Genomic DNA, 13,070 nt, shown 5'->3' with positions numbered 1-13,070 from the left:
TGGTAAAATTGAAACTATGCTACAACTATATGAAAAAAATAGTCTTTTCATTCGTTTCAAATGCTATTGCCTAAGGGGAATTAAGTAGGGGTTTGCTATAAACATGGCAAAACCACCTAAAATAAACCTCGATACACCAGCATTGTGTATTTCAGCTACTCAATAATTGGGAAACTTCAGATTTTCTAATAAAGGTTAAATCAATTTTGCCGAGATACTTATTAACCCTGATTGTTAATTGTGCGCATTAAGAGCCTCAGTCTGTTTGTTTAATAAGTCAGCAATGCCGGATTTAGCTAATTCTAACATCGCATTTAATTCATCCTGACGGAAGGCATGGCCTTCGGCGGTCCCTTGTACTTCAATGAATGCAGCGGCATCATTCATAACAACATTCATATCGGTTTCGGCATTGCTATCTTCCTTGTAGTCTAGATCTAATACTGGGATGCCCTTAAATATACCAACAGAAATGGAAGCAACTTGACCGTGTATAGGGTTTTTAGTAATTTTCTTTTGTCGTAAAAGTTTATCAATTGCAATTGATAACGCAACAAAGCCTCCGGTAATAGAGGCAGTACGAGTTCCCCCGTCGGCTTGTAAAACATCGCAATCAATTGTGATAGTGCGTTCGCCTAAAGCTGATAAATCAATTGCTGCGCGCAGGGAGCGGCCAATAAGGCGCTGGATTTCCTGAGTCCGGCCGCCTTGTTTACCCTGGCTAGCTTCACGTCCCATGCGGGTATGCGTAGAGCGAGGCAACATACCGTATTCTGCCGTTACCCAGCCTTCACCTTTGCCTCTTAAAAAGCGAGGAACCCGGTTTTCGACACTTGCAGTGCATAGCACGCGGGTTTCGCCGAACTCAACTAAAACCGAACCCTCGGCATGCTTAGTGTATCCACAGGTAAATTTTACCTCTCTTAGTTGATCGGGTGCGCGTCCGCTAGGTCTCATTATCTATCTCTATAAAATTAAAAAGAGCTAGAGTATACCTGAATGTCTGTCTGAGTATGAGTAGTAGAATGAAAATTTTTTTGTGCCAGAAAATGAGTTCCTAGTATTGTGTAAATTTTTTAGTTCCATACTCTCATTTTTCATAGAGCGTAAGTGGCGATATTTTCGTTAAAATCACTAATCATCTATTTTATTTTTTGTAATGTATTCAATTGATAATAAAGGAATAATTATTGCATAGGCCGTTAAAAAAACTATCGGGATAAGATTTATATTTGTAATTAGTGAAATATCTGTTTATACTGCGCCTTCAAATTAAGTAGCGAGCGTGGCGGAATTGGTAGACGCGCTGGTTTTAGGTACCAGTATCTTATGATGTGAGAGTTCAAGTCTCTCCGCTCGCACCACTTAATGAACACAAGATTTATTAACGATAATCATCGTTAAATCCCCGAGATACATTCCCAACGCGGGAAATCATAGTCAACCCATATAAAAAAATATTTTTTGAGGTAAAGCAATGCAAGTCTCTGTCGAAAAGACATCAGAATTAAGCAGAAAAATGACCGTTACTGTGCCTGAAGAGGTTGTTCAGGAAAAAGTTAATGCGCGACTAAAGTCATTAGCTCGTGAGGTTAAGGTCGACGGATTTCGTCCAGGAAAAGTTCCGCAAAAAGTCGTACAAAAGATGTATGGGGCGCGTGTTAAAGAAGAAATTACCGGTGACTTAATACAGACAAATTATATTCAGGCATTGCAGGGTAATGATTTACGCCCGGCTGGCATGCCACATATTGAGCCGATCGAAAGTGAAGAAGGCTTTACTTTTTCTGCTGTTTTTGAAGTTTATCCAGAATTTACATTAGATGCAGTAGAGTCAATTGAAGTTAACCGACCTGTTGCGAATGTTGAGTCGAGTGACATCGATGCCATGGTTGATAAGCTAAAAGAACAAAAGAAAAGCTGGGAGGCATCAGAGCAGGATGCACAACAAGGTGTTCAGGTCACGATTACGTTTTCCGGTACCTGTGAAGGTGAAAACTTTACAGATGGAACGGTAGAAGATTTTCAAGTCGAATTAGGTTCAAAGCGTATGATTCCTGGGTTTGAAGATCAGTTGATAGGTCTTGCAGTAGGTGCAAAAAAGACATTTGAAGTCACTTTCCCTGAAGATTATGGTAATAAAAAAATAGCGGGCAAAGTCGCTGCATTTGATGTTGAAGTATTTAAAATTGAAACTTCTACTCTACCAGAGATTGATGAGGAATTTATCAAAGCTTATGGTATAGAGAGTGGAGAAGTTGAAGCGTTTCGTGCTGATGTGGAAAAAAACATGCAGCGTGAGCTAGCGCAAGGACTTAAAGTCAGGCTTAAAAATTCAGTCATGGATGCATTATACGATGCTGTACCAGTATCTTTGCCTGCGGCTATGGTTGATCAAGAGGTCGAAAGTTTAATGAAGCCGTATTACGAGAATGCAAAAAAACGTAATGTGGACGTTAATGAAATTAAGCCAGCAAGTGCTGATTTTGAAGATCAGGCAAAACGTCGCGTAGCCTTGGGTTTGATTTTAGCTGAAATTATTCAGAAAAATGAAATTAAAGCTGATGCTGACAAAATTCGTGCTGTGATTGATGATATGGCGCAAAGCTACGAAGATCCAGAACAAGTTGTTAACTGGTACTATGGTGATAAAGAGCGCCTAGCTGAAATTGAGCAAATGGTATTAGAAGATGCAACGGTTGCATGGGTATTAGATAAAGTAAAGGTCACTGATGAGGCAATCTCATTCAGTGATGTAATGGAACCTGCGACACAAAAATAAGAGGCTGGAAATGACAAATAGCCATAATGGAATGGGGAGTATTATATCGCCCGAGGCTGCTGGTGGATTAGTGCCTATGGTCATAGAGCAAACCGCACGTGGGGAGCGCTCTTATGATATTTACTCGCGCCTGTTAAAAGAGCGGGTTATTTTTCTGGTGGGTCAGGTTGAAGATTACATGGCTAACCTTATTGTGGCTCAGTTGTTATTTTTAGAATCTGAAAATCCTGATAAAGATATACATCTATATATTAATTCGCCGGGTGGTTCGGTGACAGCCGGGATGGCAATTTATGATACCATGCAGTTTATTAAGCCTAACGTAAGTACTATGTGTATAGGTCAGGCTGCGAGTATGGGGTCTTTGTTGCTGGCTGGTGGCGCGGCAGGTAAAAGGTATTGTCTGCCACACTCTCGGGTAATGATTCACCAGCCTTTAGGTGGCTTTCAAGGGCAGGCATCTGATTTTGATATTCATGCGCGTGAAATATTAACCATACGTGAAAAATTGAATAGAATTCTGGCGCATCATACCGGAAAGGATATTAAGGAAATTCAAAAGGATACTGATAGAGATAATTTCTTGAGTGCGGACGAGGCGGTTGATTATGGATTGATTGATGAAGTCTTATCTAGCAGAACAGAGTCCTGATAGTAAAAATCATTAATGAAGGTTAAGCGATGAGTAAAGATAGTAAAAGCGATAAAATTTTGTATTGTTCATTTTGTGGTAAAAGCCAAAGTGAAGTAAGAAAACTTATTGCTGGACCTTCTGTCTATGTCTGTGATGAGTGCGTTGATCTTTGTAATGACATAATTAAAGAAGAGCTGGCTAATGATGTTAGTGAGCTAGAGGGAGAAGAAGGGCAGAAGAGATTGCCTAAGCCCAAGGAAATTAAAGCCGCACTAGATGAATATGTTATTGGCCAGGAACAGGCTAAAAAGATATTATCAGTTGCTGTTTACAATCACTATAAGCGTATAAATAATAAAGAAAAAAATAGTGATGAAGTTGAGCTGGGTAAAAGTAACATCTTATTGATTGGGCCGACAGGTTCCGGTAAGACTTTACTGGCTGAAACGTTGGCAAAAGTACTTGACGTGCCTTTTAGTATTGCTGATGCAACAACATTAACTGAAGCAGGTTATGTCGGTGAAGATGTAGAAAATATTATTCAAAAAATTCTACAAAAATGTGATTTTGATGTTGAGAAGGCGGAAGCGGGCATTATCTATATCGATGAGATTGATAAAATATCCCGAAAATCCGAGAATCCATCTATTACCCGCGATGTCTCTGGTGAAGGGGTGCAGCAAGCATTATTGAAATTAATTGAAGGTACGATTGCTTCGGTATCACCTCAGGGTGGGCGTAAAAACCCTCAGCAAGAGTTTGTTCAGGTGAATACGGCGAATATCCTGTTTATTGTGGGTGGTGCGTTTGCTGGTCTTGATAAAGTGATTAGGCAGCGTACTGAAAAAGGTGGCATTGGCTTTTCGGCTGAAGTAAAAGCCAAAGATGATGTTAAAAATATCGGTGAAATATTTGCCGAAGTTGAAGCTGAAGATTTGACTCGTTATGGGTTGATTCCAGAATTTGTTGGTCGCTTGCCTGTTGTTGCGACACTGGAAGAGCTAAGTGAAGATGCACTTATTCAGGTGCTTACGGAACCTAAAAATGCCTTGACCAAGCAGTATAAAAAACTGTTTGAAATGGAAGGGACCGAATTGGAGTTTCGTGAGGACTCATTAGCTGCGATAGCGCAAAAATCCATGCAGCGTAAAACGGGAGCAAGAGGTTTAAGGGCAATTGTAGAAGGTGTCTTGCTCGATACTATGTATGAAATACCCTCTGCTGAGAATATTACTAAAGTAGTGATTGATAAATTAGTGATAGAGGGTGAAAACGACCCCTATTTTGTTTACGAGAACGTGAAAAAGGTAGCTTCATCAGAGTAAATATTTACAAAAAAAGATTTTAAAGGCGGGAGTTTACTTGTAAACTTCCGCCTTTTTTTTTGCATTTCGCCTTGTTATATGGCTATTCATCCTTATATCATAGGCAACAATTATGAATCGAATAAAGGTCCCTTAATGGAAACGAATGAAATAATAGATGAAAGCGTTGACGATAACCTTACGCCGGTATTGCCGCTAAGAGATGTGGTAGTTTATCCGCATATGGTTATTCCTTTGTTCGTAGGCAGAGAGAAATCAATTGAAGCTCTGGATAAGGCAATGCAGGAAAATAAGCAAATCCTGCTGGTTTCGCAAAAAGAAGCAGAGACTGATGAACCAGGTTTTGATGAGTTGCATCAAGTAGGCACCTTAGCGAATATATTGCAGTTATTAAAACTTCCGGATGGTACGGTAAAGGTCTTAGTTGAAGGTGAGCAGCGTAGTCAGGTGGTTAAATATCATGACCAGAACGGATGTATTTTTGCAGAAATATCTGAAATTAATGACGTTATCACTCTGGCGGACAAGGAGTTAGACGTTTTAGTCCGGGCGGCAGTAGATTCCTTCTCTAAATATGTCAAATTAAATAGCAAAATTCCTCCCGAGGTTTTAAATGCCTTGTCAGGAATAGAGGAAACAGGGCGGCTTGCCGATACTATGGCGGCACATATGAGCCTGAAAGTGTCTGAAAAACAAGAATTGCTTGAAATGGCAGATATTGTGCTGCGTCTGGAAAAACTGATGCTGCTAATGGAAACTGAGGCAGACTTATTAGAGCTGGAAAAAGATATTCGAGTCCGGGTCAAGCAGCAAATGGAAAAGAATCAAAGGGAATATTATTTGAATGAGCAGATGAAGGCCATTCAAAAAGAACTGGGTGACATGGATGATGCTGTCAGTGAAACTGAAGAGCTAGAACAGAAAATTGCTAAAGCCGGCATGTCAAAAGAGGCAAAGGAAAAGGCGGGAGTAGAACTCAATAAGCTTAAAATGATGTTGCCTATGTCTGCAGAAGCCTCTGTGGTGCGTAATTATATCGATTGGATGCTGAATATCCCCTGGAAAAAGAAAACCAAGGTGCGGCATGATTTAAAGCTAGCTGAAGAAATGCTGGATGTAGATCATTACGGGCTGGAAAAGGTTAAAGAACGCATACTGGAATATCTAGCTGTTCAGCAGCGTGTAAAGTCACTTAATGGTCCTATTCTGTGTTTAGTTGGGCCTCCTGGAGTAGGTAAAACCTCTTTAGGGGAGTCTATTGCTCGTGCGACTAATCGAAAGTATGTGCGCATGGCGCTAGGTGGTGTGCGTGATGAAGCGGAGATACGTGGGCATAGACGTACTTATATCGGTTCGATGCCAGGCAAGATTTTGCAAAGTCTCTCCAAGATTAAAGTTCGTAACCCTTTATTCTTGCTGGATGAAATTGATAAGATGTCCGGTGATTTTCGGGGTGACCCAGCTTCGGCTCTATTAGAGGTGTTAGATCCTGAACAAAATAAAGCCTTTGCGGATCATTATTTAGAGGTCGATTTTGATTTGTCTGATGTTATGTTTGTAGCGACAGCAAATACCATGAATATTCCGGGGCCACTGCTGGATAGAATGGAAGTGATTCGTCTAGCTGGCTATACCGAAGACGAAAAAATTAATATTGCCATGCGTTACCTATTGCCTAAGCAATTAAAAAATAATGGTTTATTAGAGTCGGAAGTCAATGTCGAGCAGGAAGTGATCAGAGATATCGTTCGCTATTACACTCGTGAAGCAGGAGTGCGTAGTCTGGAGCGTGAGATTTCCAAAATCTGTCGTAAAGTTGTCAAAGAATTATTACTGAAAGAGAAGCGTGGTCATGTCAACATTGATTCTGCTGTCTTAGAGGCATACCTAGGTGTGAAACGATTTAGCTATGGCCTTGCAGAGGAGCAGGATCAAGTCGGTCAAGTGACAGGTCTAGCGTGGACCGAGGTTGGGGGAGAGTTACTGACTATTGAGGCTGTGGTGATGCCGGGTAAGGGCAAAGAGTCAACGACAGGTAAGCTAGGTGATGTTATGAAGGAGTCAATTGAAGCCGCTAGGACTGTCGTGCGCGCACGTGCTGAATCTTTAGGTATAAAAGAAGAGGCTTTTCAGACTCAGGATTTACATATACATGTACCTGAAGGCGCAACACCAAAAGATGGGCCTAGTGCAGGAATAGGTATGTGTACGGCTATTATTTCCGCATTAACAGGCATTCCAGTCAAGGGAGAAGTGGCAATGACTGGCGAAATTACCTTGCGCGGTGAGGTGCTCCCTATTGGGGGCTTGAAAGAAAAGTTATTGGCGGCGCATCGTGGTGGAATCAAGACAGTACTTATCCCTGCAGAGAATGAAAAGGACCTGGCAGAAATACCTGATAATGTTAAGGAAAACCTGATTATCAAGCCTGTGCGCTGGATTGATCAGGTGTTAGAAATAGCCTTGCAGTACCAGCCAGAAGCAATAAAAAAGATACCTGAAAACGTAGAAAAAAATATCAGGAAAATGGATGAAAAATCAGTTAGAGCGCATTAATTTATAAGTTAGAGTTAATTAATTTGATAGAATCGTGCTGTATCGCTTGACATGACTAAGATAGAGTTGATATAAATACACTCGCTTTCATAGTGTTTTACCGTTTTTTAGCTGGTCGGCATGAACCTATGCTGTGAATATTTCTTAAGGAGAATAATAAATGAATAAATCAGAACTTATCGATGAAATGGCAAGTGCTTCAGAATTAACAAAAGCAGATGCTGGTCGTGCACTTGATGCTTTTATGTCATCAGTTACTGAAGCGTTACAAGCAGGTAACCCAGTTGCTTTAGTAGGCTTTGGCACATTTGCTGTCAAAGATAGAGCGGAGCGTAAAGGACGTAACCCACAAACAGGTGCTGAAATTACGATTAAGGCTGCAAAGATCCCTTCATTTAAAGCGGGTAAAGGCTTAAAAGATAGCGTTAATGGCTAAAATATATAATATTAAAAAACTAAAAATATTTCTTGCGTAATTTGAAAATAGTATTATAATAGAATCTCTTTAGTCGGGTGCTTAGCTCAGCTGGGAGAGCATCGCCCTTACAAGGCGAGGGTCGGGGGTTCGAACCCCTCAGCACCCACCACAGGCTTAGGAGCGGTAGTTCAGCTGGTTAGAATGCTGGCCTGTCACGCCGGAGGTCGCGGGTTCGAATCCCGTCCGCTCCGCCATATTAAAAAACCCCGTCCTTTTTGGTTCGGGGTTTTTTTTGTTTAAAAATTATAGGTAGGATGATTGAGATTTATTTTGAAGTAAAAATGACAAGGATTAAAAGTTTGATCAGGCGCGCCATGCTACCTCACAACATTCTGGGACTCCTGTCACCAACATTCATTCGCCTACGCAGCGAATGGGAGATGCCTTGGTCGCCCTGCTCCGTCTCAACTACGCACAAAACCCTGCTCCGTTAAGACTACCTCAAATGGCTGGACGGCTATTCGGAATGCAATTCTTGCCTCCCTCGCGCGCTACTAGCGCACTTCGGATCAGCGAATTGCCCTGTCGCCTACCAGGGACTAAAAATCATCACTCCGCTTAGGCTCCGTTTCCCTGATTTTAAGCGATAGTGTATCTGTTTAACCAGAATACATTGATATATTACAGATAGTGGTTGTACCAGGTATATGGTTCTAAGGGAGTCGTGGATGTAAAACAAAGCGCTCCAAAGTTAATTAATCGATTAAGGCTAATTTGATGCTGACAAAAATAAGAGAAAAAACACAGGGTACTTTTGCCTGGGTAATCCTGATACTGATTTGTGTACCTTTTGGGCTATGGGGTTTACAAAACTATACCGAAGGGGGGCAAGAGAGAGCTGTTGTTATAGTAGGGGACAAAGAATTTGTTCAGCGTGATGTTAATCAGGCTTATGCGCAATTTAAACAGCAATATGCTGATATGCAAGTGCCTGAGCAAATATTGAAAACACAGGCCGTCGAGAAGTTAATTCGTGATGAGCTTTTATTGCAGCATGTTGTAGAAGAAAACCTTACTATCTCCGATGAGACAGTACGTGAATTTATTGCCTCACTACAATATTTTCAGCGTGATGGTAAGTTTGATAAAAAACAATATGAATCGATGTTAGGTGCGCAGGGGATGTCATCTGCCCAGTTTGTCAATCGTATACGCAAAGCCTTATTGATGGAGCAATATCAAAAGGCGGTGACCGAGACGAGTTTTGTTTCTGAACAGGATATAGAGCGTTTTTTCAAGATTCAGAACCAGACTAGAAATATCGAATATGTCACGGTCAAATTAGAGTCGGTTACAACTGAGCCTAGTGCGGAAGAAATTAATGCCTATTATCAGCAGCAGGGAAGTGCGTTTCAAACGACTGAGCAGTTATCTGTGGAGTACGTAGAGCTATCATTAACCAGCTTAATGAAAGATGTTATTCCCACTGAAGAACAAATTCAGGTCTATTACGAAGATAATATAGCGATATATTCAGTTAGAGAAAGGCGCAAGATTAGCCATATTTTATTTGCTAAAACAAAAGATACTACTGAAGAGCAAGCGCTAGTTAATGCACAGGCAGCTAAATTACGTTTAGCTCAAGAGCCATTTGCTACTTTGGCAACTGAACTGTCTGATGATACTGTCACAGCAAAAACGGGTGGCGATCTGGGTTTGTTTGAAATTGGGGTTATGGAACCAGATTTTGAAAAGGCTGCAGCTGCGCTAACGCTAGGAGAGGTTTCCGAGCCAGTCAAGTCAGCTTTTGGGTATCATCTAATTACTGTTACAGAATTAGTGCCAGCTGAAACTTCAGATTTAGCTGAAGTTAAATCTGAAGTTACTCAGGCGGTACAAAGAGTCATGGCAGAAACAACTTTTTATGAGTTGGGAGAAATATTGACTGAAGTCAGCTTTGAAAGTTCTGATAATTTGCAGGTAGTATCAGATGAATTAGACCTGGAAATTAAACAAGCCGACTTTTTCACTCGTAATACAGGGACAGGGATTGCAAGCGAAGAAGCAGTAAGAAATATTGCTTTTTCGGAAACGGTTTTACAAGGTAATAATAGCGAACCGGTGGAACTAGGCGATGATCGATTGCTGGTATTGCGATTGAAAGAGCATCAGCCAGCTGAAACAAAACCTTTAGCTGAGGTCCGGGATATTATTATTGCCACTATTAAAACTCAGCAGGCTAGGCAGCAAACGGAGCAACAGGCCGAAAGTATTAAACAACAGCTACTTGCAGGAGCTAGTGTTGAAGGAATTGCGCAAGAGTTAGCTTTAAGCGTAGAAAAAATAAGTGCTTTAAAACGTGATAGCAAAGACCTGTCTGTACAGCTTAATCAGGCTGTATTTAAGGCAGCTAAACCGATCGCAGGGCAGCCGACAGTTATTGTGGTTGGATCACCGGAAGGTGGGCAGAGTGTGGTTAGTATCATTGCGGTTACGGATGGTGTTAAAACGGCAGAAGATGCTGAAAAAGCTGAACTTGCATTTGCAAATATTGCTAGAGCATTAGGCCAATCAGATTATGCTGCTGTGGTGGATGGTATGCGGGTATCAACCAGAGTTTCAATTAGAGAATAATCAGGGTTAAGATTGATATTAAAAAAGGGGCTGTTAATAGCCCCTTTTTTATGCCAGAAAGCTACTTCTTTATGCATCCTGCGCTGCTAGCTGTTTTTTAGAAGTTATTACTGTGTTAGCTATGAGTTTAGGATAAAATTACTATTATTTTTTTCAGATTTATTGAATTACCTTAATTTAACATTAGCAAGACCAATATGAGTATAAAATCAGATAAATGGATTCGCAGAATGGCGCAAGAACAAGGCATGATAGAGCCTTTTGAGCCGGGGCAGGTCAAGAATTCAGAGCAGGGTAAGGTTATTTCTTATGGTACATCGAGTTACGGATATGATGTGCGCTGTTCGGATGAATTTAAAATTTTTACCAATATTAACTCGGCGATTGTAGACCCTAAAAATTTTAGTGAGGGTAGCTTTGTTGATGTAAAATCTGATGTTTGTATTATTCCACCTAACTCTTTTGCCCTGGCAAGAACAGTTGAATTCTTTCGTATTCCTCGTGATGTCCTGACTATTTGTTTAGGTAAATCGACTTATGCGCGTTGTGGGATAATTGTTAACGTCACCCCCTTAGAGCCTGAATGGGAAGGGCATGTGACACTGGAATTTTCTAATACCACACCGCTGCCAGCAAAAATATATGCCAATGAAGGCGTTGCACAAATGCTATTTTTTGGTGGCGATGAAGTCTGTGAGACCTCTTATAAAGATAGAGGCGGTAAATATCAGGGCCAGCAAGGTGTGACATTACCTAAAGCGTAGAAGTTGCTACTGTGGACTAAGGGGAGTGCTCTACAAATCTCGCCTATACAATACGAGTTACTGTAGCGTTTTAGGGGGAAGATGGATAACAGGAGGCATTTGAATAAAAAAACCATTTTCTTCAATGCCCTTAATGATATCGCTTGCTTTTTCACGCGCCAGTTGGCGTTCCGGGGTAATGTTCAGTTCCATGACAAATGAAGGTATCCCAATGCTTTTAAGTATAGCCTCGGGGATACTGGAAAAGTCATCTTGTTTATCAATATACAAATATAACTCTTCTTTTTTAGTACTTTTGTAAATAAAGCATTGCACAATTATTCTCTCCTGCTAAAAAACAATGACAACATTATTATCGCATCAATAGTCAAATGAATGAACCCTCAATCGATCCAGATAACTTTTTTAAAACGGCATGTTATTTTGAGAGTGCCTTAATTTTAGTGGCTGTTGCACTTGGCTGGTTAGCAAATATTAATCCATTTGAATTTATTATATTTAGCGAGCAGGCTATTATTAACGGGGTTATTGGAACTTTGCCTTTATGTTTGATTTTTATCGCATTAAATCAATTGCAAATGGGTTCCTTACTAAAAATCAGAAAAGTTCTGCATGAAACGTTAGGCCCTAGTTTGAGTAAACACCACTGGGCTGATTTATTTGTCTTAGCCGCTATTGCAGGTATTGCAGAAGAAATTTTATTTCGCGGTCTTGTGCAGCCATGGATAGAAAATTCCTGGGGTGTAATGGTAGGTTTACTGGCTAGTAGCGTAATATTTGGCCTGGTACATGCGGTCACTGCTTTATATTTTTTTATGGCGACAGCAGTGAGTATATATCTGGGTCTGTATCTGGATTACGATAATACCAGGAACTTGCTAACCCCGATTATTATTCACGGTTTATATGATTTCTTTGCATTTGTGGTTATCTTGCATAGCTATCGATTAGAACAGCAAAAAGGCAAGTAAATGGCGATTTCAGAACAACAATTACAATCTGATCTTTTATTGGCAGGAGCATCTAGGGCCGTGGCTTTAGTTAGTTTAATCGTTCTGGTTGTTATTTGTCATATTTATAGCGATAAAATACAAATAGGTATGGAGCAGCAGCAGCGTGTTTTGATTAGAACAGTACTCTACGTCGTTGCTATAACGACATTTCCGCTGATGAAATTTATGCGACATGTTTTGTTACGCTTGAATCAAACTACTAAGAGCAGTAGTACATCAAAATCTCGCTACATGCTAACAATTGCCATTTCCATGCTAGTTGCTGAAAGTATCGGCATCTATGGTTTTGTTATGTATTTACTCGGTGATAGTTTTAATACCCTGTATATATTTACTGGTTTGTCAGCCCTGGCAATGTATTTATATAAGCCTAAAATAGAAGAGTACCGAACTATTATTGAAAGCGCAGAGCCTGCGCATTAGAGTTATATCGTTTGATTTTGTTGAATTAATAGTTAGCTGCCGCCCTTAAAATTATGGGTAAATGATTTTTTTCCTAATTAAAAATCTGAGAAATATACAGAGTCACTTGTTCTGCTAATGAAGGCTTGGAAAAACAGTAGCCCTGAGCAATATCACAGTCACTCTCTTGCAGAAATTGCAATTGTTCCGGTGTCTCCACGCCAGCAGCAATTACTTTTTTGTCTAGCGCATGGATCATGCTAATCATTGCCTGAACAACAGCTTGATCCTCCGGGCTAGTAATAATGTTCTGTATAAATGACTGGTCTATTTTAAGACTGAAGTTTCCCAATTATTGAGTAGCTGAAATACACAATGCTGGTGTATCGAGGTTTATTTTAGGTGGTTTTGCCATGTTTATAGCAACCCCCTACTTAATTCCCCTTAGGCAATAGCATTTGAAACGAATGAAAAGACTATTTTTTTCATATAGTTGTAGCATAGTTTCAATTTTACCATAAATAATTATTGGGAAACTTCAG

12 protein-coding genes and 3 tRNA genes are annotated in these 13,070 nt (G+C 40.3%); 12 read left to right on the top strand and 3 right to left on the bottom strand.

Translation table 11 applies throughout. The features are described 5' to 3' along the window. Positions 1-234: 234 nt before the first annotated feature. A complete protein-coding gene (rph, locus tag CDZ78_RS07080; RefSeq protein WP_087869376.1) occupies positions 235-957 on the bottom strand; it encodes a ribonuclease PH in 723 nt (240 codons plus the stop codon). Positions 958-1,279: 322 nt separating this feature from the next. Here rph and CDZ78_RS07075 point away from each other — a divergent pair. The 10 genes from CDZ78_RS07075 (at position 1,280) to dcd (ending at position 11,113) form a co-directional block, all read left to right on the top strand. Continuing rightward, a tRNA-Leu gene (locus tag CDZ78_RS07075) sits at positions 1,280-1,364 on the top strand. A 113-nt stretch (positions 1,365-1,477) separates the two neighbouring features. After that, the gene (gene tig, locus CDZ78_RS07070) at positions 1,478-2,782 is read left to right on the top strand and encodes a trigger factor (RefSeq protein ID WP_087869375.1); all 1,305 of its coding nucleotides are present in this window, start codon (positions 1,478-1,480) and stop codon (positions 2,780-2,782) included. Positions 2,783-2,792: 10 nt separating this feature from the next. Beyond that, a complete protein-coding gene (gene clpP / locus CDZ78_RS07065) occupies positions 2,793-3,434 on the top strand; it encodes an ATP-dependent Clp endopeptidase proteolytic subunit ClpP (protein WP_167374204.1) in 642 nt (213 codons plus the stop codon). A 29-nt stretch (positions 3,435-3,463) separates the two neighbouring features. Then, positions 3,464-4,741, top strand: coding sequence for an ATP-dependent Clp protease ATP-binding subunit ClpX (gene clpX, locus CDZ78_RS07060; protein ID WP_087869374.1), 1,278 nt, complete (start codon positions 3,464-3,466; stop codon positions 4,739-4,741). Between the two features lie 135 nt (positions 4,742-4,876). Further along, entirely contained in the window at positions 4,877-7,297 is a 2,421-nt protein-coding gene (lon, locus tag CDZ78_RS07055) for an endopeptidase La (RefSeq protein WP_087869377.1), read from the top strand. A gap of 160 nt (positions 7,298-7,457) precedes the next feature. Then, entirely contained in the window at positions 7,458-7,733 is a 276-nt protein-coding gene (locus CDZ78_RS07050) for an HU family DNA-binding protein (RefSeq protein ID WP_087869373.1), read from the top strand. A 75-nt stretch (positions 7,734-7,808) separates the two neighbouring features. Beyond that, positions 7,809-7,884, top strand: a tRNA-Val gene (locus CDZ78_RS07045). A gap of 8 nt (positions 7,885-7,892) precedes the next feature. Then, positions 7,893-7,969: transfer RNA gene (locus CDZ78_RS07040), tRNA-Asp, on the top strand. Between the two features lie 523 nt (positions 7,970-8,492). After that, positions 8,493-10,349, top strand: coding sequence for a SurA N-terminal domain-containing protein (locus tag CDZ78_RS07035; RefSeq protein ID WP_087869372.1), 1,857 nt, complete (start codon positions 8,493-8,495; stop codon positions 10,347-10,349). Between the two features lie 197 nt (positions 10,350-10,546). Continuing rightward, positions 10,547-11,113, top strand: a complete 567-nt coding sequence (gene dcd / locus CDZ78_RS07030) for a dCTP deaminase (protein ID WP_087869371.1) — start codon at positions 10,547-10,549, stop codon at positions 11,111-11,113. Between the two features lie 57 nt (positions 11,114-11,170). On the opposite strand, the gene CDZ78_RS07025 is transcribed toward dcd, so the two are convergent. Then, positions 11,171-11,428, bottom strand: coding sequence for a YcgL domain-containing protein (locus CDZ78_RS07025; RefSeq protein ID WP_087869370.1), 258 nt, complete (start codon positions 11,426-11,428; stop codon positions 11,171-11,173). Between the two features lie 56 nt (positions 11,429-11,484). On the opposite strand from CDZ78_RS07025, the gene CDZ78_RS07020 reads away from it, so the two are divergent. Together CDZ78_RS07020 and CDZ78_RS07015 are read left to right on the top strand one after the other, a co-directional pair. Beyond that, a complete protein-coding gene (locus tag CDZ78_RS07020; RefSeq protein WP_087869369.1) occupies positions 11,485-12,084 on the top strand; it encodes a CPBP family intramembrane glutamic endopeptidase in 600 nt (199 codons plus the stop codon). Then, positions 12,085-12,549, top strand: a complete 465-nt coding sequence (locus CDZ78_RS07015) for a hypothetical protein (protein WP_087869368.1) — start codon at positions 12,085-12,087, stop codon at positions 12,547-12,549. A gap of 73 nt (positions 12,550-12,622) precedes the next feature. Here the strand turns inward: CDZ78_RS07015 and CDZ78_RS07010 are convergent, their stop codons facing one another. Continuing rightward, complete coding sequence (locus tag CDZ78_RS07010; protein ID WP_087869367.1) at positions 12,623-12,880, bottom strand: EAL domain-containing protein; 258 nt, start codon at positions 12,878-12,880, stop codon at positions 12,623-12,625. Positions 12,881-13,070 lie beyond the last annotated feature (190 nt).

Origin of the sequence: Bathymodiolus platifrons methanotrophic gill symbiont (genome assembly GCF_002189065.1) — a bacterium.
GTDB lineage: Bacteria > Pseudomonadota > Gammaproteobacteria > Methylococcales > Methylomonadaceae > Methyloprofundus.
This window is presented reverse-complemented; position numbering and strand designations above follow the sequence as displayed.

Bases quoted from the DNA above. Each gene is read 5' to 3' on its own strand.
- CDZ78_RS07035 (WP_087869372.1), top strand. From the start codon at position 8,493: ATGCTGACAAAAATAAGAGAAAAAACACAGGGTACTTTTGCCTGGGTA.
- CDZ78_RS07050 (WP_087869373.1), top strand. From the start codon at position 7,458: ATGAATAAATCAGAACTTATCGATGAAATGGCAAGTGCTTCAGAATTA.
- clpX (WP_087869374.1), top strand. From the start codon at position 3,464: ATGAGTAAAGATAGTAAAAGCGATAAAATTTTGTATTGTTCATTTTGT.
- lon (WP_087869377.1), top strand. From the start codon at position 4,877: ATGGAAACGAATGAAATAATAGATGAAAGCGTTGACGATAACCTTACG.
- clpP (WP_167374204.1), top strand. From the start codon at position 2,793: ATGACAAATAGCCATAATGGAATGGGGAGTATTATATCGCCCGAGGCT.
- rph (WP_087869376.1), bottom strand. From the start codon at position 957: ATGAGACCTAGCGGACGCGCACCCGATCAACTAAGAGAGGTAAAATTT.
- CDZ78_RS07020 (WP_087869369.1), top strand. From the start codon at position 11,485: ATGAATGAACCCTCAATCGATCCAGATAACTTTTTTAAAACGGCATGT.
- dcd (WP_087869371.1), top strand. From the start codon at position 10,547: ATGAGTATAAAATCAGATAAATGGATTCGCAGAATGGCGCAAGAACAA.
- tig (WP_087869375.1), top strand. From the start codon at position 1,478: ATGCAAGTCTCTGTCGAAAAGACATCAGAATTAAGCAGAAAAATGACC.
- CDZ78_RS07015 (WP_087869368.1), top strand. From the start codon at position 12,085: ATGGCGATTTCAGAACAACAATTACAATCTGATCTTTTATTGGCAGGA.